The organism is Glycomyces harbinensis (genome assembly GCF_900101745.1).
Taxonomy (GTDB): domain Bacteria; phylum Actinomycetota; class Actinomycetes; order Mycobacteriales; family Micromonosporaceae; genus Glycomyces; species Glycomyces harbinensis.
On record NZ_FNAD01000007.1, the window covers coordinates 166909 to 186837 of the forward strand.

At 68.2% G+C, this 19929-nt stretch carries 14 protein-coding genes; 8 read left to right on the plus strand and 6 right to left on the minus strand.

The window, feature by feature from the left end:
* Positions 1 to 40 precede the first annotated feature (40 nt).
* On the minus strand, positions 41 to 1162 hold the full coding sequence (locus BLQ63_RS13610) for an epoxide hydrolase family protein (protein ID WP_177154931.1): 1122 nt from the start codon (positions 1160 to 1162) through the stop codon (positions 41 to 43).
* 92 nt (positions 1163 to 1254) lie between these two features.
* Positions 1255 to 2469 carry a hypothetical protein gene (locus BLQ63_RS13615; RefSeq protein ID WP_091035432.1) on the minus strand — a complete coding sequence of 405 codons (1215 nt, stop codon included), beginning with the start codon at positions 2467 to 2469 and terminating at the stop codon, positions 1255 to 1257.
* Between the two features lie 340 nt (positions 2470 to 2809).
* Here BLQ63_RS13615 and BLQ63_RS13620 point away from each other — a divergent pair, with 340 nt between their 5' ends.
* Both BLQ63_RS13620 and BLQ63_RS13625 read left to right on the plus strand, forming a co-directional pair.
* Positions 2810 to 4471: a sugar ABC transporter substrate-binding protein gene (locus BLQ63_RS13620; RefSeq protein WP_091035436.1), complete on the plus strand. Its 1662-nt coding sequence runs from the start codon at positions 2810 to 2812 to the stop codon at positions 4469 to 4471.
* Between the two features lie 43 nt (positions 4472 to 4514).
* The gene (locus tag BLQ63_RS13625; RefSeq protein WP_245680965.1) at positions 4515 to 6047 is read left to right on the plus strand and encodes a glycoside hydrolase family 13 protein; all 1533 of its coding nucleotides are present in this window, start codon (positions 4515 to 4517) and stop codon (positions 6045 to 6047) included.
* Positions 6048 to 6278: 231 nt separating this feature from the next.
* Here the strand turns inward: BLQ63_RS13625 and BLQ63_RS13630 are convergent, their stop codons facing one another.
* Both BLQ63_RS13630 and BLQ63_RS28855 read right to left on the minus strand, forming a co-directional pair.
* Complete coding sequence (locus BLQ63_RS13630; protein ID WP_091035443.1) at positions 6279 to 6620, minus strand: YciI family protein; 342 nt, start codon at positions 6618 to 6620, stop codon at positions 6279 to 6281.
* Positions 6617 to 7015, minus strand: a complete 399-nt coding sequence (locus BLQ63_RS28855) for a hypothetical protein (RefSeq protein WP_218125247.1) — start codon at positions 7013 to 7015, stop codon at positions 6617 to 6619. Before BLQ63_RS28855 ends, BLQ63_RS13630 begins: the two co-directional genes overlap by 4 nt.
* Here BLQ63_RS28855 and BLQ63_RS13635 point away from each other — a divergent pair.
* From BLQ63_RS13635 to BLQ63_RS13645, 3 genes are all read left to right on the plus strand, one after another.
* On the plus strand, positions 7014 to 8882 hold the full coding sequence (locus BLQ63_RS13635) for a hypothetical protein (protein WP_091035446.1): 1869 nt from the start codon (positions 7014 to 7016) through the stop codon (positions 8880 to 8882). The genes BLQ63_RS28855 and BLQ63_RS13635 overlap by 2 nt on opposite strands.
* A gap of 455 nt (positions 8883 to 9337) precedes the next feature.
* Positions 9338 to 9754 carry a hypothetical protein gene (locus tag BLQ63_RS13640; protein WP_143014886.1) on the plus strand — a complete coding sequence of 139 codons (417 nt, stop codon included), beginning with the start codon at positions 9338 to 9340 and terminating at the stop codon, positions 9752 to 9754.
* A 228-nt stretch (positions 9755 to 9982) separates the two neighbouring features.
* Positions 9983 to 12145 (plus strand): NACHT domain-containing protein, encoded by a 2163-nt coding sequence (locus BLQ63_RS13645; protein WP_091035456.1) that lies wholly within the window; start codon positions 9983 to 9985, stop codon positions 12143 to 12145.
* 200 nt (positions 12146 to 12345) lie between these two features.
* Here BLQ63_RS13645 and BLQ63_RS13650 read toward each other — a convergent pair whose 3' ends face one another.
* Positions 12346 to 14562 carry an MMPL family transporter gene (locus tag BLQ63_RS13650; protein WP_091035460.1) on the minus strand — a complete coding sequence of 739 codons (2217 nt, stop codon included), beginning with the start codon at positions 14560 to 14562 and terminating at the stop codon, positions 12346 to 12348.
* 153 nt (positions 14563 to 14715) lie between these two features.
* On the opposite strand from BLQ63_RS13650, the gene BLQ63_RS13655 reads away from it, so the two are divergent.
* Positions 14716 to 15309 (plus strand): TetR/AcrR family transcriptional regulator, encoded by a 594-nt coding sequence (locus tag BLQ63_RS13655; RefSeq protein ID WP_218125248.1) that lies wholly within the window; start codon positions 14716 to 14718, stop codon positions 15307 to 15309.
* A gap of 166 nt (positions 15310 to 15475) precedes the next feature.
* Here the strand turns inward: BLQ63_RS13655 and BLQ63_RS13660 are convergent, their stop codons facing one another.
* Positions 15476 to 16414, minus strand: coding sequence for an AraC family transcriptional regulator (locus BLQ63_RS13660; protein WP_091035468.1), 939 nt, complete (start codon positions 16412 to 16414; stop codon positions 15476 to 15478).
* An 80-nt stretch (positions 16415 to 16494) separates the two neighbouring features.
* Between BLQ63_RS13660 and BLQ63_RS13665 the strand changes: the two genes are divergently transcribed.
* Positions 16495 to 17031: an anthrone oxygenase family protein gene (locus BLQ63_RS13665; RefSeq protein WP_218125249.1), complete on the plus strand. Its 537-nt coding sequence runs from the start codon at positions 16495 to 16497 to the stop codon at positions 17029 to 17031.
* 111 nt (positions 17032 to 17142) lie between these two features.
* Complete coding sequence (locus BLQ63_RS13670) at positions 17143 to 19641, plus strand: tetratricopeptide repeat protein (protein WP_091035477.1); 2499 nt, start codon at positions 17143 to 17145, stop codon at positions 19639 to 19641.
* Positions 19642 to 19929: the final 288 nt, after the last annotated feature.

The window sequence follows — 19929 nt, forward strand, 5'->3', positions numbered from 1 at the left end:
CGGCAACGCCTCCGCCGGCTCGCCGGTCAGTCCCACCCGGTCAGCGCATGAGCGTGCGGAGGCTGGCGGCAATGAGGTCGGGGCGCTCGGCGGCGATGAAGTGTCCGCCGAGACCGAGGTCGTTCCACACTCCGATGTTCGCGAACAGCCGCTCGGCGAGCTCGCGTGGGGCGTGCTCGATGGCCTGGGTCGTTCGGGCCACGCCGACCGGCTGGGCAACCCGGTCGGTGGTGCGGATCGGCTGTCCCTCGATGTCGGCACGGTAGTAGGTGCGGTTGGCACCGGAGACGGATCCCGTGACCCAGTAGAGGGTGAGGGTGTCCAGCAGCGTGCGGGTGAGCGGGCCGGTCCAGTCCCAGCCCTGCCCGGGTTGCAAGGTCCAGCTCCACCACTTCTCGAACAGCCAGGCCGCGAGGCCGACCGGGCTGTCGGTCAGACCGTAGGCCAGGGTGTGGGGGCGGGTGCTGAGCATGGCCATGTAGCCGCCCTCATCCCGGTCCCACTCGTCGGCGTAGCGCAGGTACGCCCGCTCGGGCTCGGTCAGGTCGGCCGGCGGCCAGACGGCGCGGGGCAGGCCCGGCTCGGTGGTGTGGTAGCCCAGCACCCGCTGCGGGGCGGTCAACGCCATCCGCACGCCGGCGCTGGCGGCGATGTCGTACGCGTGGATCCACACTCGGTCGACGCCCAGCCCCTCCAGCAGCCGTATGAGCATGTCGGCGATCTCGGCGCCGGAGGGTCCCGGTACTGCGAGTGGGCCGGAGAACGCGAAACCCGGCAGTGAGGCGACGATCACGTCGTAGGCCACCGGGTCGGGCCGGGCGAGGAGCTCGGCCAGGTCGAGCATCTCCAGAAACGAGCTCGGCCAGCCGTGCAGCAGGAGCACGGTGCCTGCGGGTGCGTCGGCCCGCACCCGCATGGCATGCAGGATCTGCCCGCCGCAGTCGACCCGGACCTGGTCGTGGCGGGCGAGCCGAGCCTCGGTCGCCCGCCAGTCATGCGCCTGCCATAGCTCGACCAGCCGCCGCACGTCGGCCAGACCGGCGCCGTAGCGCCAGCCCGCGTCGGGGGCGTCAGACGGCCAACGAGTGGCCGCCAACCTGTCGTTCAAATCGGTCAGCTCGGCCTCGGGGACGTCGATGACGAACGGTCCTGTGGCGGGCAATCCAGCGGACCAAGCAGACCCATGTTGCGCATTCGGCATAGCGTGACGCTACCGGCAGGGTCCGACGCCGACTTCTCGAAGCGTCCGCAGCGTCAGCGGTCGGGGGCGAGTCGAGGAGGCCGTCGAGCCTCGTGTTCGGACCAACGCAGCTTGGCGTCCTCGCACACCTGTTCTTTGAATGCCGCCCGGACTTGGGCGGGGTCGACGCTGTCGTCCTCGGCGATTGCGGGGCTGACCACGTTCTTTTCAATCCAATGGGCACTGCCCGCGTTCCATGTGCGGAACTTCGAGCCGCCCGGTTCGAGTCCCACGACCGTCCCGAGCATCTGGCGGGCTTCAACCGCCATGACCCTGATCCTCGGCTGGCCGGCCACCTTACTGAACTCCAGCCCGTGGCCGTCCAGCCCTTTACCTTCGAGGGGCATTGTCGGAGCCGGGTCGAGAACGCTGCCGGTGGCGAACGCGAAGACCGCCATCACCGCCGCAGTGAGGATCAGGACCAGATGGACCCAAGTTCGGGGGTCGAGTCCGCCGGAGCTGGGGTCCGCGACGCCTCGGGCCCAGAGCGATGCCATGCCGATCATCGATGCAAGTACCAAAGTGATGAGCGCAGGGAAATGGGGCCTGGGCAGCAGCAGGTCAGCCGCGGCCTGGACGACCGCTCGGCGCTGTAGCCACCGGATCGGTCTGCGGATCCTCTCCGCTCGCTGGAGCGCCGGCACCGTGAGCAGTAGCCCGCCGAGTGCGAACACAAGAAGAAGTCCGAAACTCCACGCCCGAGGGGACATCCATTGAGGGCAGGCGCCGCCACATCCCGCCGTCCAGGCGCTGTCGAGCAGGTCGGCCAACATGCCGACCACTACTGCCGGCCCAGCTGCGGCGACCACCCACCGTGTGGCTTCCGCACTGGACCTTGTAGCCGGATGTGTCACCATCACCAAGTTCAAGGCGTAGAACAGGGAAAGTACCGCGGCCCCGAGAACCATCCCGTACACCGACATTCCGAGCAGGACCCGGCCGGAAGTCACCGACTCGCCGGCGAGTCGCGCGTACAGGAACGCGCACACGGTCAAGGCGCACATCGCGTAGAACAGCGTCTTGACGATCGAGGCCGGGCCGATGTGGGCGTACTTCACCAAGGAGGCATCGGGATCTTGCCCACGGGTGCCGGTGTCCTGGCGCTCGAGATAGATGATCAGGGCTGTAAACGCGAAGCCGGCGAGGACCGACGCGAGCGATCCGAACATCTGCGCTGGCGGGCCCAGGTTGGCGACTTGAGCCAGTGGCTGAAGGTGCTCGTTCTCCATGCGGGGGTGAACCTCTGCAATCAGGGGTAGCGGGTTGTCCGATTCTCGCGAAATGGATCGAGGGGTGCCGTGCTGGTAGGTCGACGACGATCCAACAGGACCAGTCTGGGACATGCCATCCCAGAACGGCCATGCCTGGAACTGCCTGAATCCATGACAGGTCTGTGAGCCCACTCGAGTGGTGCCTGGGCCGAGCGGGGTCGTAGTGCGGCGGCAGCTCGCGACCCCCCTTTCCACGTCGTTGGTGAAGTTCCCGGCGGGCGCCGTTCGGTCATCCAGCGGTCGCGGCCCGATCCGTTCGTGAACCCTGAGACGCTCGAGAAGTTCATATCCTTGAGCAGTGGACTGGAGCAACATCCCCAACTGGATCTCGTCGGTCTCCTCGATGGCGGCGCTGCTGTTCGCCGCCGTCGCGGCGGTCGCCGCCAGGAACGTCTACAAGATCGAGTCCGCGAGGGATCAGGCCAATGCGGAGCTGCGAGCAGAGCGGGAATCGATGGAACGCCGCGATCAGGCGGCCCTGGTCTCGGCCTGGTGGGGATACTCCTCCGACGCCGGCCGGCCCGCGCTCGACTGGGGCGTGTTCATACGCAATGCGTCAGAGACTCCGGTGTACGACGCCAAATTCTCGGTGCTGAGCCTCGACGACCCCAACCTCGGCGAGCGGTTCGAGATGGCGGTGCTGCCGCCCGCGGCTGAACCCGTGTTCCGTCCCATCGCGCTGACCGCGCCGAACTCGACCGAATTCCGGGTGGAGGCGACCTTCACCGACTCGAGCGGGCAGCGGTGGATCCGGGACAAACAGGGACGGCTCCACGAGCTGGGCCCGAAGGTCCTGGTCTGGGGGGAGGAGCTCCGGATCAACGCCCTGCGGCGTTTCTTCTCGGAGTTCCTCGCGACGCACGGCGTCGACGCGCAACTGCGCAGCGGCCAATTCGAGGAGCTCTTCGACACCCTGCGCGATCCGAACGACGCCGTCCCGGTGCCCGACATCCTGGTCGGACCGCACGACTGGATCGGCATCCTGGCCGAGCGTCGAATGATCGAACCGCTGCGACTGTCGCCGCGCCATCGCGACGCCTTCGACCCGCTGGCGATCGACGCTATGACCTTCCGCGGCGAACTGTACGGCATTCCGTACGCCTTCGACGCCCCCGCGCTGCTGCGCAATGTGGACCTTGTTCCCGCCGCTCCCGCGTCGTTCGAAGAGATGATCCACATGGGTCAGGAGCTTCTGCGCGTCGGTGCCGCCGAGGTGCCGTTCGCGATGCAGGTGCCCTCCCCGTACTACCTGTACCCGGTGCTGCTCGCGGCCGGAGGCGAGCTTTTCGGCCGGCGCGAGGACGGCGGTCTGGACACCGGGGAGTTCAGGGTCAACACGCCGCGTTCCCGAGCCGCCCTCGAACGATTCCGGGAGCTGGGGCTCGCCGGTCTCGGTTGCCTGCGACCGGAGATCGGACGCATCGAGGCAGTCGACCTCTTCATCACCGGCCGGACGCCGTTCCTGCTCTGCGCCTCACGTGTACTGCGGGAGGCGCAGAAGGCGGGCCTGAACCTCGCGGTGGAACCGGTGCCCCCTTACCGGGGCTTCGCACCGGTCCGTCCGATGGTGACCGTGCACGGGTTCTGTCTGACCCGGCGCGGACGCAACAAGACCATCGCCAAAGACCTCATCGTCGACCACCTGACCCGCACCGCGGTATCGAGTTCACTGTCCGAGATCTGGCCCCATGTCCCGGTGCGGCTGGACGCGCTGGAGCGAAGCCGCGGCGCCGAACCGGCGATCCGGGCGTTCTACGAGACGTTCCGCTCCGGCGACCCCATTCCCTCGATGCCCGAAATGGGCGATGTCTGGCGCGCGCTCAAGCGAGCGGAGGTCAAACTGGTGGACGGTGCCGAGAGCGGACCTGTGGCACGGCAGCTCGCGAAGCAGCTCGAGGAGCTGACGAACGACCGACCGGACGCGGCAGGCCGGCAGCGCGCGAAAGGAAGGCTCGATTAGCGAGACCGACTGGGCCGCAAACGGGCTCATCTACCAGATATACGTGCGCAGCTTCGCCGACTCCGACGGCGACGGGATCGGCGACTTGGCGGGGATCCGCTCTCGGCTCGACTATCTGGTCGATCTGGGGGTCGACGCACTCTGGCTGACGCCCTTCTTCCCCTCTCCGATGGCGGACGGGGGCTACGATGTCGCCGACCACCGCGACGTGGACCCGCGCTTGGGTTCGATGCGGGACTTCGACGAACTGCTCGACGCGGTGCACGATCGGGGACTGCGGCTCATCGTCGACATGGTCCCCAACCACACCTCGAACCAGCACCCCTGGTTCCGCGAAGCCCTTTCGTCCGAACCCGGAGCGGCGGCTCGGGGCCGCTACCACTTCAGGCCGGGCCGCGGCGGCGACGGCGCCCAGCCCCCGAACAACTGGCGGTCCGCGTTCGGCGGTCCGGCATGGACCAGACTCCCCGACGGCGACTGGTACCTCCACCTGTTCACCCCTGCGCAACCGGACCTCAATTGGGACAGTGGCGAAGTCCGGGCCGAATTCGCCGACATACTGCGGTTCTGGCTCGACAAGGGCGTGGACGGCGTCCGCGTGGACGCCGCGCACGGACTGGTGAAGCCGTCCGGGCTGCCCGACTTCGCCTTCCCCGGTGCCAGCGGCAACCGGCCGTACTTCGACCAGGACGGCGTCCACGCGATCTACCGTGCATGGCGCCGAATCCTCGACTCCTACACCCCGCCCAGGATCATGGTCGCCGAAGCCCCGCTGCGCGACCCCGCTCGCGCGGCCCGATTCGTCAGACCGGACGAAATGGACCAGGCATTCGGCTTCGAGCTCATCTGGGCGCCCTGGTCGCTGCCGCAGATCCGCGACGCCGTCGCCGTCGCCGTATCGGCGATGGCGGCGGTCGGGCGGACCCCGACCTGGGTGATCGGCAACCACGACGCGGTGCGAGTGGCAAGCCGGCTCTCTCCGGAGGGCGCAACCGCATTGCGCAGAGCGCGCGCGATGGCCCTGCTCAGTCTCGCGCTGCCCGGGTCCGCCTATGTGTACCAAGGCGACGAGATCGGCCTGCCACAGGCGCCGGACCTGGCGATCGAATTCCAGGAGGACCCCGTCCGGTCCCTCTCGGGTGGCGCACGCGCCGGCCGCGACGAGTGCCGCATCCCCATGCCCTGGCTGGGCGACCGGCCCCCGTTCGGATTCGCTCCGGCCGGTTCGAGCGCTCCCTGGCTGCCCCAGCCCGAATCATGGGCCGCACTGACGGTCGCGGCGCAACTCCGCCGGCCCGACTCGACGCTCGCGATGTACCGCAAGGCGATCCGGCTCCGCAGAACGATCGACGAACTGCGGGGCGGCGACCTGAATTGGACCCCCGCTCCACAAGGGGTCCTCGCGTTCACTCGGGGCGGGACGTTCACGTGCGCGGTCAACTTCGGCTCCGACGCCGTACCGATGCAGGTGTTCCTCGACGCGGGCGTGCCGGTCCTGTCAAGCGCCCCAGTCCAAGACGATGTCCTGCCCGCAGACGCGGCCGTCTGGATTCGCCGGCCACCCTCGACCCCGTAGGCGCCGACCGCACAGGGCGTATGGGCGATTGTCAAACCGCCAACGTAGATTCAATGACGAAATTCGCATCCCTCTCAGGATGATGCGGTGGACCCAGATTCGGCGCGTTCCCATAGGCCTCGGCGTGCGGGTTCGGGACGCTGAGGGTCAGCTCTCAGCCGCTCGATCGGCCTGAACCACCTGCCGAAGCGATGCGCTCGACGCCTGCCAACGGGGTTTCTCTGGCCTTCGTCAGCTGGCCGGGTCGTATTGGAACTGCCGGACCTCTTGCGAGCAGCGGCAGGCGACGGCGATCTTCGCGGCCCATTCCAGTGCCGCCTCCCGTGAGGGCAGTTCGAGAACGGTGTAGCCGCCGTTGGGCACCGTGTGACCCGGGTGGGTGCCTGCGGTGACGGTGCCATCGCCGGCGACGAGCACTGGGGCCACGTCCTCATCGATGCCGCCGCCGAAGACGTACACGCCCGCTGCCTTGGCCTCCTCGATGACGGCGCGTGCGGCGTCGGCCACCACCGCGAAGTCCTCCGCGGGGATCACCATGGCCTCACCGGGGAACGAGATCAGGTACTTCGTCATGCGAGGACTCCTTTGCTCCGGTGGCGCCGTTTTTTACTCCGCGGCACCGCTGCGCTGTGAAGCCCGATTATGGCTCCAGGGTCCGACAGATGGCCGGCGTCGACGGGCGAGCGCCGACCCGCGATGAGAAGGTCGCGGACGCCTTCGACCACGTCGGGGCCGAACGACAGCCGGTAGTACTCCAGCCACCCCTCCAGCGCTGCGAGCGGGTCTTGCTCTGTCGTCGCGCCCACACCCGCCGCCGCGGCCGTCCCGGCCATTGCAGGTGTGCGCTGCGCATTTATGGGCCCACCAGCAGTGAGCATCGGCGCTAGACTGATCACTGACGTGTCCTGCGTTACATTTTTCGGGTTCGGTCGGAACGGCACGAACTCTTCGCTTCGGAGGTTCGCCATGGCGGAGCTGGGCGGCTATCTGGCCGTGTCCTACGTGGCAGAGCATGTCGTCGTCGACGCGCTCGAAGCGGTCTGGCGGACCGAGTGGAAGTCGGCGGTGCAGTCCGGGGAATGGGCCGCCGCGACCCCCTTCGGGCGCCTTGAGGCGACGGGCACCATCTCGATCGACCAGCCGAGGTTGCGGTTCGACGGTGCGGCGAACAGGGTCGCGGTGCAATTGGCCGGAGCGGGACGCTTCGAGTTGACGTTGGAGGGGCAGGCCGCCGGCGCGGTATTGCTCACTGTGGACGCCACCGCCGCGGTGCCGGTTCACGTCAGCCAGGAGCATGCCTGGGACAAGGCCGTGGTGGACCTGAGCCAGTTCACGCTCGACACCGCGCAAGTGGGCACCACTATCCTGGACGGCCCGACGGGACTCGACCCTCTGGCGGCACTGGCGTCCCAGGACGCCCGCGCCGCGTTCACCGCGCTGATCCGCGATCGCGCGCAGCCCTACCTCACCTTCAGGCTGCTGACCAATCGCCTGTGGTCCGAGGAACTGGCGCTCATGACCTCGGGGATTCCCGGCTCGGTCCTCATCACGCCCCTGGTCAAACTCGGCGACGTCCGGATCCTGGGCGGATGGCTGGCGCTCGGGATCGACGCCACCAGCGGCGTGGGTGTAACGCACGGCAACGCCGCCGCCATCGGTCCGCCGCCCGACCCTCCGCCGCCCGGACTCGCTCCGATGCCGCAGATGGAGCTCGGCGAGGCAAGCGCACGCCTGGTCGTCGATCCTGGGGTGGCATTGACCTATTTGCAGGTCAACGCCAAGTTCGCGGTGATCATGGCGACGGCGACCCGGCCCAACATCCACCCGGACCAGAACGTCGGCGTCAGGTTCGAGGACGGCACCATCGTCGTGAACGCCACCGGCACCGTCGATGCCCCAGACCCCTTCGCCGGGAACTTTCCGTTCACCGCCGAGGTGCGCGTCCGCCCGTTCGTCCCGAGGTACACGAACACGGTCTACGCGAGCGTCGCGCCGAACATCAGAGTGGACACGCCCCTGTTCCTGCAAGTCCTCGGCACGCTGGCGGAGTTCTTCGGCGTCGACGTGTTCGAGAAACTGCATCGGGCCAACCGGTCCGAAATGGCGATCCTGTTCGGCGTGAAGGCCTCTGGCAAGGTCCCCGAACTCACCGGCGTCTACGCCCGCATCGAAGGCCGCCAAATCGTCGTCCGCCCCGACCTCCTCGCCGTCTTCGGCGAAGCGGCGGTCACGACCACCTTCTCCGAGACCCCCAGACCCGAACCGTACGCACGCGACTCCGTCCACATCCGTGAACGCATCCTCCGCCTCCGGCTCGATCCGATGAAGGCCAGGAGGCTCCTCGCCGATCCGACCTTCCTCATCCAGTACCGCGTCCGACGCAGCTCAGACGGCGTCGAGCTTGCCAACGGCACAGCCTGGTCTGGTTCGGACCAGGCGTTCGGACCAGAGATCGACATGTGGGAGGAAGCCAACCTGCTGGAGACCTCGTACGACGTCGAGTTGAACGCCGAGCGCCCACCGGGAACCCAGGTGGCGTTCACCGCCCAGGCGATCCGGGTCCGCGACAAGTTCGACCGTTCCCACCCCTTCGTCCGCTGGAACAAGGACCACTTCTACACGCCCGAACCGTTCGGCTCGCAGGTCCCGAATCCAGTCCTGCTCTTCTCGGCGATCCATCGCACCAGGGTCGGGGAGCGGTGCCGGTTCGGAGACGAGACCGGCGCGGGCCACCAGGTCACGCCCTACGAATTCGAGCCGCTCGACGCGCTGCCCGCGCCGGACACCCCCGGCTTCTCGAACCGGTTGTGCCCCTACTGCTTCCCCGAGGACTGAACGAACATGGCCGCCGTCCTGGGACGGCGGCCATGCTGTGATGCTTTGAAAGTCCTAGCAACAGTGTTGACGACGATGACCTGGCTTCTGAGAACACGCAACCGATGAATCAAAGATCCATAGAAAGACAAAGAACGATCTGCAAGATTTCCCGCACGACTCTTATTGTTTCGGACTCGAGTTCTGAAAGAGACCCGCAACACACAGAATATCACGGCCTGCGTGCTCGGTGCCGCTTTCTTCCAGGGCTCTCCTGCCGCATCGGGCCAGTACCTGCCATGCCTCACGACATCTGTTGCACCGTAACAGGGCTCAAGCAGGTTACTACAAGCTCGTCATTGATATATTGGTGCAGTTGCTCACCGCGACCGTTCTCGATCCCCCGAACCCCTGGAGGAAGATCTCCCGTGCGAAGAGCGACTGCTTTCAGCGTCGGGCTGTGGACGACGGTCCCATTGCTGCTGATCGCCGGAACCGGGTGTTCGATCCTGCCCGATTCGGGCGGATGCATTCCGACCGAGATCGAGGCCGCCAGCGTAACCACCAGTGACCCGACCGAGAGGGTCGTGCTGACCGGTCGCCTGACCACTGAAGGCGAACCGATCGAGGGGGCGGAGGTGCAGTTCATGGTCTTGCACACGGACGAGAGCGGTGAGCTGTCTGGGGGCGTCGCCGGCGTGGCCGAGACGGACGCGGAGGGCTTGGCCGAACTCGCCTTCCAAGGCGCGAAGGATCTCCCGGCCTTCACCGACGAGACGTTGGTGGCCTACCGGGCCGAGTACACCTCAATTACCGACACTGCGCAGTATTGCAGTGTGAGCAGCGAGAAGGCCGCCCTCGACCTGCCGTGCGCCGGTTTCGGCTGCGAATAGTGACGGCCCCGCCCGGGCCACCCGCATCGCCAAGGCCCTCCAGGTCCTCAACGACTATGAGCGCCCAGCAAACTGAAACAGCCGCCTTGCCGGACGGTGTGTCGACCGCAGCGCTCGCCTCCCACAGGGATCGGCCATTCCGGCCACGAGGGTGCTCGTGAGACAACCGGGCTGTCGCGCACGGTGCGATAATCGATCCGCCCGCCTCCCCGCCCCTAGGAGGAACCCGTGCTGCGCGCCTTGATCCGGCTCGGTCCGCTGAACAACTTCCTGGCTTTCATCGTCGCCGCGGCCTCGGCGTACCTTGGCTGGCGCGCCGGCGGTCCACCGGCGCTGACAACCTTGGCCTGCCTGGCCGCGGTCACCGCGCTCGTCGGATGGGCGCTGTCCTTGCACCAGGAGGCCGCCGCTCGATCAACGGGCGTCGACCGCACCGCACGCGACCTGGCGAAGATCCTCGCCCGCCAGTGGACCACCGCAGCCCGCCAGCGGGGCCTGACCGACCCGTCACCGATCCCGGTGGCGTGGCAGGCGACCGGGCGCCCCATCGCGCCCTCCGACGCCGACGTGGCGGGAACGGCCGCGGTGCTCGATCCGGCTTGGGAATCGGGCACCGCCGACGACATCGCTCAGCGCTGGCGCCGTATTCCCTCGGGCCGCCTGGTGATCCTCGGCCCGCCGGGCTCGGGCAAGACCTCGCTCGCAGTCCTCCTCGTTTGCCGCCTCCTCGCCGACCGCGCGACCGGCGGACCGATCCCGGTCCTGCTCGATCTCGCGGGCTGGAACTCCCGCGCCGACCGGCTCCAAGCGTGGATCGCGCGAACCGTGGCCGCCGAATACCTCAAGGGACGCACCAAGGCCGGCGCCGACCACGTTGCCGCGCTTTTCGAGGAAGGCCGTCTCCTGCCGGTCCTCGACGGCTTCGACGAGCTGCCCGCGGAGAGCCGGGCGTCGGCGTTCTCGGCGCTGAACGACGCATTCGACGAGCCCTCCGGGACGTCGCTCCCACTGGTGCTGACCTCGCGGACCCGCGCATACGAAACAGCGGTCGAAACCGCCGAGCGTCCACTGGAGCGTGCGGCGGTCGTGGAGATCGCGCCGGTCACCGCCCGAGAAGCTGCCACCTATCTGCCCGGCGGCGAGTTCGCCGCCCGAAACCGGTGGAAGCCGGTGACCGAGACGCTCACGGCGGAACCGGACGGACCCCTCGCGAAGGTGCTGTCGACACCGCTCAACCTGTACCTGGCCAGGACCGCCTACGACACCCCCACGACGAACCCCGCCGAACTGCTCGACCTGGTTGATCCCGCATCACTCGAGCTCCATCTCTTGAACGCGTACGTGCCGGCGGTATACGGCCGCAAGCACAGTGCGCTGGCCGCGATGCGCCTGCGGCCCTATGAGCCCAGCGAGGCCCGGCGATGGCTGGCGTACCTGGCCCTTCATTGCGAGCGGTTCGAGACCAGAGACATCGCGTGGTGGCAGCTGCACCGGTCGGCCGGTGCGGGGCGGCTGCATGTCGCGGCACTGGTCCTAGCCGCGGCGGCGACCATGTTCATCTCGGCCTTGGAGCAGGTCCGACTCGGGCGATGGGACCTCATCATCCCCGTCGGCCTGGTGCTGTCCGTTCTGGTGCTCGTGCCGTCGGCAGCCGTGGGGGCGGCCGTGATCGAACGTCGGCGGGTGGCCGACCTGCCGCTGGTCGGATACGTCGATCTCATCGGTCGTCTCAAGTGGATGAAGTCGCGTGCCGTCCTCGTCCACGGAGGGCTGGTCTTCGCGTTCTGGATGGTGCTCAATGAGAACTGGATGAGTCTCCAGGAGGAGCCCACCGGATGGGACCTCGGCCCGGTGTCGGAGATCGGCGGTGCGGAGGTGCGCCGCTCGTTTGCCAATGGCGGTACCGCCGCATTCGCGGCGTCGATCGGCGTCGGAATCGTGCTCGTGCTCGTGGCGCGGCGGATCTTCAGCGGATTCGACTGGGTGATCCGGCGATGGTCCCGTGAAGCTCGCGTCGTCGGGCAGCATCCGACTCCTGTCCGGATGCTCAGGACGATCCACACGACCGTCCTCGGGTACGCGCTGTTCGCGAGCCTGCTCGGCAGCGGGATTGCGATTGCCGACTGGTGGAGGCCATCGCTCGAACAACTGGTCTTGTGGGCCGTGATGTTCATCGAGGCGGTGGCCGTGCTCTGGCTGGTCTACGCACGCATCACCGGGGTGTGGGCGTTCGCCCTTGCCTGCATCGTGCTCGCCATCAGGGGACGCGGCCCGCTGCGGCTCATGAGGTTCCTCGATGACGCGGCGCGAAGGGGTGTACTCCGGCAGTCGGGGCCCGTCTACCAGTTCCGGCACACCAGGCTCCAGACGTACCTCGCCGAACAGACATGAGCGGCGCGGCCCGCGAGGGTCCCGCCTCGCCGGCGCCGGAGGTGCCGAGACCGTGTCAGCGCCGCGATCACCTGTGAACGCCGTTGCGACCGGCCCTGGAACACCGGCCCGAGCGATGCTGAGGGCCCCGACCGCGTCCACATGACTCGCTCCACCGACGGCTGCCCGAGCGGCAGGAGCGGTCGATCCACGGCCACGACTTACCTGACACTCTCCTTTTTGGAGCGCCGATCCATCTGCGGGTCATGGAGCGCAGACGGGGCCGACTGCCGGCTGGGCGTCCGCGGTCGGGAGGGCCACCAGTTCGCCCGGCCGAGTAGCTGCATCGCCGCGGGCACGATGATCGCGCGGACCACGGTCGCGTCGATCACCACGGCGAGCGTCAGGCCGACCCCGATGGTCATGACGAAGAGCGATGTGGCGCTGAAGCCCATCGCGGCGAGCACGACGACCATCAGCAGGCCGGCCCGGGTGATGACCGAACCGGTGCTCCGCAGGCCGACCTCGATGGCGCGCCGGTTGTCACCGGTGGCCTGATACTCCTCGTAGACGCGGCCCACCAGGAACATCTCGTAGTCGGTGACCAGGCCGAAGGCGATGGTGATGACGACCGCGAGACCCCACACGTCGGTCGTGCCCACCACGGCGAAGTCCAGCAGGGCCCCGTCGAAGTTGCCCTCCTGGAAACCCCAGATGACGAGGCCCAGTGAGGCGCCCAGCGACAGGAACGCGGCGAGGACGGCCTTGATCGGCACGAGCACCGACCGGAAGCAGATGAAGAGCACGAGCAGTGTCGACAGGCCGACGAAGGCGAGTGCCCAGGGCAGCGCGCCGGTCGTCGCCTCGCTGTTGTCGAGGCCCTCCGCCGGGCTGCCCTCGCCCCCGACGAGGACCTCGTCGGCGCCGGCCGGGGGGCCGAACGCCCTGATCTCCCGCACGAGCGCAAGGTTGTGGACGTCGTCGACCTCTCCCTCGAAACCCACTGTCACCCAGGTGAATTCGTCGTCAGCGCGATGGACGGCGGGGTCCACCGCCCCCTCGATACCCTCGAGGGCCCGCACGTAGTCCTCAATGGCCTGCTCGTCCACCGCCCCGGGGACGGCGATGTCGAACCGGCTCTCGGCCGCATGGCCCGCGGCGAACTCCTCGTCCAGGATCCGCGGGACCACCTGGCCCTCGTTGTCTTCGGGGAGGTAGCGGTGGTTGGTCTGGCCCGGCTCGAGTGCGAGCAGCGGGGCCGCGGCGACCAGGAGCACCAGCATGCCGCCCGCCAGCCAGGGCACGGGCCGCCGGATGATGGAGCGGGCCAGCGCGGCCCACGTCCGGTCCTCGCGGGTGACGACGCCGGGTCGGCGGCGCAGCCAGCGGGGGCTGAGCGAGTTGACGCGGGTGCCGAGCACCGCCAGCGCGGCGGGCAGCACCACCAGCGCGGCAAGGATGTTGAACAGCACCACCGTGATGCCGGCCCAGCCGAACGAGTGGGAGATCGGCTGCGGGAAGAACAGCAGCCCGCACAGCCCGATGACGACGACCAGGCCGGAGAAGGCGACCGTGCGTCCGGCCGTGTTCAGCGTCGCCTCCAGCGCCCCGCTCACGTCGCCGCCGCGGCGGTCCAGTTCGCCGCGGAACCGGCTGACCATGAACAGCCCGTAGTCGATGGCGAGGCCGAGACCGAGCAGGAGGGTGATCTCCAGGGCGAAGACCGAGATGTCGATGGCGTACGTCAGGCAGCGCAGCAGCACCAGCGAGCCGAGGATCGCGAGGATTCCCAGGGCGACGGGGACGGCGGCGGCCACCGCGCTGCGGAAGACGAGCAGCAGCAGGACAAGGAGGATCGGCAGCGCGATCATCTGCGCGGTGGCCAGGCCCTGCTGAGCCTGCTCCTGGAGGTGGTGCACGCTGGTGGAGCCACCCGCTATGTAGGTCTCCAGGCGGTCGTCGTCGGCGCGGGCCAGGCTCTCGATCTCGCCGTACGATTCGAGGCGCTCGGTGTTGTCCGCGCCTTCCAAGGTGATCGCGGCGATCACCGAGGACCGGTCCTCGGAGACGTACCGGGCGCGCTCGGACTCGGTAAGTCCCGGGCTCCAGTAGCTGGTCCAGGAGAGGACTTCGGACTCGGGCAGCTGGTCGAGCGCCGCCGTCACCGCCTGCTCGAAGGCCGGATCGTCGATCGTCAGCTCGCCGGTCGAGTCGGTGTAGAGCGCCACCGTGTCCAGGTCGCCGGGCTGATGTCCGAAATGGTCTTCCAGCAGTTCGGTGGCGCGGGTGGACTCGGCGTCGGGAGGCGTCAGCCCGTCCGTGATCATCGCGCCGAAGACCCCGCCGCCCCAGAGGCCGGCGAGCACCATGAACAGCGCGGTCACGATGAGGAGCAGGCGCCTGTGCGCATAGTTGAAGCGCGCTAGCCAAGTGAACATTGCGATACCGCCTAAGTGGTCAAATGAGAACGATGCGGGTTCGAGGGCGGTCTCTCACTCGACGCGGGGTCGGTGGCATGGTTCGGTCCCTCGCGGTTGGCGACTGCTAGGTTGATGCTGTCAACCTAATTCGCTAGGTTGACGTTGTCAACCATGGAAGGCGTGATGGGCAGCACACGCGAAGCACTGGTAGAGGCGGCCGCTCAGCTCTTGGACGAGGGCGGGGTCGAGGCGGTGACACTGCGCGATGTGGGACGCCTGGTGGGGGTGTCGCACAATGCGCCCTACAAGCATTTCGCCGGGAAGCAGGCCCTGCTGGCGGCAGTGGCTGCCCGGGAGCTCCAAGGACTACATGCGGCATTGCATGAATCGTTGCGGCGCAAGCAATTGCCCCCGATGGCACTGCGTACGGTGCTGCACGACTACATTGGTTGGGCGCTGCGATATCCGGCACGGTTCAAGCTCGTATTCGGACCGTGGACCGTCGATTCGGCGGAGCTCGCCGAAGCCGCGGCCCTGACGCAGACCACGTTCGTCGACCTCGTCGCCTCCGCCCAAGAGGTCGGCGCACTCCCGCCCGGCGACTCGGTTCGCCTGGCATCATTGCTCCGCGCACTGACGCACGGGGCCGCCGATCTCGCGCTCGCCGGTCACCTCACCGCCGACGGCAAGGGGAATGCCACCCCAGAGGATCTGGTCGATGATGTGCTCAGACACCTGAAAAGCGCAGCGACTTCGACGGGCTAGATCATCTGGGGTCTGCCCCGATGCGTTTGGTGGGCAGCGGTTCCGCGGTCGAGGCAGCTCACCCGGCAGACCGTGAGCGTCCTCCGCCAGGGCCTGCACGCGTCAACCCGTCAAAGAAGGCTGATTCTTCGAGCCACAGCCGGCGTCTGGCGTCTTCGATGTGTGTTCAGGAGCCGGTCTGCTGTCGGTAGGCGAGTGGACTGTCCCCGTAGTGGCGTTTGAAGGCGGTGCTGAACGTGAACTGGCTGCGGTAGCCGACCTCGGCGGCCACGCGGAACACCGGAGTGTCGTCGTGGCGCAGCCGGTCGGCGGCGAGCGCCAGCCGCCAGGAGGTCAGATAGGTCATCGGCGGTTCACCGACCGCGGCGGTGAACCTCCGGGCGAATCCGGCCCGCGACAGGCCGACCCGCCGGGCCAGGGAGGCGACGGTCCAGGGCTGGGCGGTCTCGTCGTGCATGAGGTCCAGCGCCGAGGCGACGACCGGGTCCGCGCCGGCGCCGAGCCAACCCGGGGGACGCTTCGCCGGGGATTCGACCCAATGGCGGATCGCGGTGACCGTGAGACCGTCCAAGAGCCGGTCCAGCAGGCTGGCCTGGCCGATGCCCTCTCCCTGGATCTCCTCGGCGAGCACCGCGATGAGCCCGGTGCGGTGGTCGGCCTCGCGCAGCAGGATCGTTGGCGGCAGCACGCTCAGCAGCCGCAACCCGGCCTCGCCCACGCTCGGATAGGTGCCCACGAGCATGGTGTCATGGCCCTGTACGGCGTTGCCCCAGGTCCGAACCCCTTGCCGCATCGGGAGCTCCAGACTCGCGCCGACCGGCGTCTCGCACCGCCCGCCCGGGTGGATGACCGCCTGCGGCGGCCGGTCGGGGGCATCGGCGAACAGGTACGGGTCGGGTCTGGCGATCAGCAGCAGGTCGCCCGGTAGCAGCCGGACCGGATCGCCCTCTTCGGGCACGTAGCAGGCCGATCCCGACGTGGTGGCGACGACCGTCAGCGGCGCCTCGTCCTCGATCCGCACCGACCACGGCGGCACCATCGCCACCCGGAGCAGGAAAGCGCCCTGCGCCCGAGGGGCATCGAGCAGCGCGGTGATCGGATCCATCCAGCGATCGTAGACGAATTCGAATGGAACTGCGCCTACAGACTATGGATGATCGCACCGGGATGGGTTTCGATAAGAACATGACGACTGCACCGAACACCCTCGCCCGCCCGACCCGAAACCCGCTGCGCACCGGGACCCTGCTCCTCGCCACCGTGACGACCGGCCTGACGGCCGGCGTCTACACGGACTGGTCGAACACGATCATGCCCGGCCTGGGCGACGTCGACGACCGCACCTTCGTGACGGCCTTCCAATCGCTCGACGCGGCCATCATGAACCCGCTGTTCCTCGGCGTGGAGTTCACCGGCTCACTCCTGCTCATCGCGCTGGCCCTGGCCCTCCACATGCGCTCCGGCCAGCGCGCCACCCTGGTCTGGCTGTCGGTGGCGCTGGCGGCCTACCTCGTCTCCGTCGTGATCACCATGGGCGTCAACGAACCGCTCAACCAGCAACTGCGATCGGTCACCGACTCCACCAGCGACGCCGACTTCGCAGCGGCACGCGCGATGCTCGACGAAGCGCGATGGACCGCGTGGAACACCGTGCGGGCCTTGGCGACGTTGACGGCCTTCGGCAGCCTCGCCTGGTCGCTCGTCATCCACCAGCGCCGATGAGGAAACGCACGGACCGTGTTCTCGATGGCAGCCGCCGATGTTCGGGGCTGACGCAGAGCCCCTCGGCCATGTGATCATCGCTCTGGTCGTGCGTCGACCTATCATTGCGAGATGCCGGACCGAACGCCCGATGTCAGCACAGGCCTCCGGACGCTGCGGCTACGCGCGATGATGACGCAGGAAGAGCTGGCGCTCAAAGCCGGCGTGGGGGTCCGCACGATCCGTGACATCGAATCAGGGAAGGTGCGGCCGCAATCGAAGACGCTGCGCCTGCTCGTCGAGGCCCTGAACCTGGACGAGCGCGGCCGGGCGGTGCTCGCCGGGCGATCGGGTTCCCTTGCGGCGGTGCCTCGTGAGCTGCCGAGGCCACCGGCCGGGTTCGTCGGTCGGGAAGAGCACCTGGACGCGATCGTCAGCGCGGTCGGCGACGGCGCCGCAATCGTCGCCGTGCACGGCATGGCCGGCGTCGGGAAGACCTCGTTGGCCGTGCGAGCAGCCCACGCACTCGCACCCCGGTACCCCGACGGCCAGCTGTTCGTGGACCTCCACGGATTCACGAACTCCGCCGGGTCACGCCCGGACGCGGCGTCAGTGCTGACGCGAGTGCTGGACCGCCTCGGCGTCGACGAGCGGTACCTCCCCACCGATCTCGGCGAACTCGCCGCCTGCTATCGCAGCACCATCGCCAACCTCCGTGTGCTCCTGGTGTTCGAGAACGCGACCGACGTCGAACAACTCGAATCGCTCATGCCGGGCACGACGACCAGCCTCGTCCTGACGACGAGCCGACGCGACCTGTCGCGACTGACCAGTGCGTACGCCGTGCTCCTCGAACCGCCGTCGATGCGCGAGGCCGTGGAAATGCTCGGCACCGCCGTCAGCCGAATCACCGATGACGGGGCGGTCGCGATCGCTGAGCGCTGCGGCCGTCTCCCGTTGGCCCTGGGCCTGGCTGCGGCCCGCCTCCGCAGTCGACCCCAGTGGCGGGCCGAAGACCTGCTGGCCCGACTCGACCACAAGAACAGGCTGCTCGACGAACTCGACATGGGGCACGGCGGCGTGACTGCGGCGCTGCGCGCCTCGTATCTCGAGCTCGACCCGAACCACCAGCGGCTGCTTCGGCGACTCAGCCTGGTCCCCGGTGACGACGTGGAGACCCACGCCGCGGCAGCGCTATGCGATACCGACCAGGAAGACGCGGCGGCGATGCTGGAGTCGCTGGTGGACGTCCATCTGGCGGAATCCCGCTCGCCGGGGCGCTACCGGCTGCACGACCTGGTGCGCCTCTTCGCGACCAGGCTCGCGGAACTGGAGGAGGCACAGGAGGACCTGGACGGGGCGTTCATCCGGCTGCTCGGGGTCTACCTGCACTTCTCCTACCAAGCTGCGATCCAGGTGCCTTCGCAGCACCAGAGGATGCTGAAGAACGAGGCGACGAGGCACGACATCGGACTGCCGGGCTTCACCGACCAGGAGAGCGCCGTTGCATGGTTCCAGGCCGAACGCGGCAATCTGGCAGCCGCCGTTCTCGAAGCGGAGCGCGCCGGGCATCTCGAATCAGCCTGGCATCTTGCCAACGCGTTCAGCGCATTCCGGATGCACGAGCGCGGCATCGAGCAGCACCTGGCGGTCAACCGCACAGCCCTGGACATTGCCCGGAGGCTCGATGACGAGCGGAAAGAAGCGCACAGCCTGGGGGATCAGGGCCGGCACCTCATGTACGCGAGCCGGCATCGCGAGGCGATCAGCTGCCTCGAGAGAGTCGCCGCACTCAACCGGAAACTCGGTGACAACGGCGGCGCGGCACTGGCACTCAGGAGCATCGGCATCCAGCATGAACAGTCCGGGAGGTTCACCGAGGCCCTCGACGTGTACCGCGCCGCTCTGGCGCTGGCCGAAACCGACGCCGGCACCAGAGCGATCGTCCACATCAATGTGAACATCATCTTCCCGCTGCTGCGACTCGGGCGGCTGGCCGATGCCGAACGCCGCCTCGATGCGGCGGAGCAGCACCTGGAGGCCGAGGACGGCTACAACCGCATCCGTATCGAGTTCTACCGCGGGGCCTTCGTCCGCGAGCACGGCGATCCCGCCACGGCCCTGGTGATGCACACCGCCTGCCTAGAGCAATGCCGCGAAGCCGGTCTCCTGGGCGGATTCACCGCGGCACTCATCGAACTCGGTGAGGACCTGCTGCTCCTGGACCGGCCTGCTGAGGCCGTGACCTGCTTCAGCCAGGCCGTCGAGCAGGCGGAGGAGATGGCGTACCTGGCGTTCGAACGTATCGCAAGGAACGGTCTCGGTCGAGCACTCACCGCAACGGGCAGCACCGGCGACGCGATCGACCACCATGCGCGGGCCGCGGCACTCGCCGAGACCCATGAAGACGTCTATGAACTCGCACGAGCCCGGCACGGTCTCGCCGCCGCCCACCGCCGACGGGGCGAGATGTCCGCCGCGGTACGACATCTGCGGCGCGCGGTCCAAGGCTTCGAGGATTGCGAAGTGCCGGAGGCGGCGGCGGCCGCCGCGGAATTGGTTGGCTTGCAATACTTAAGGGTTTGGATCCGAATTCGAGGACGGCCTGGACCTGTTCGCGGATGTCGGTGAGAACTTCCTGGTCGCTGCGATGCAGGTAGGCGGTGGCAGTCGTGCTGAAGTGCACGATCGCAGTGACCACCCGCGCCACCGTCGCCGCCTCGCCGGTGTCGACGCGTGCATCGCGGGCGAGCATAGCGCTGACGCCGTCCTCTAGGCGGCCGGCGAGGGTGAGGCCCTGTTTCCGGTACGGCTCTGCGGGGTCGCCGAGAACGAGTTCGTGCAGGTAAGTGCGGCCGTTCTCGACGTGCTCGCGTACGCAGGTCACCACTGGGCGAATGAGCGCCAGCACCTGGTCGA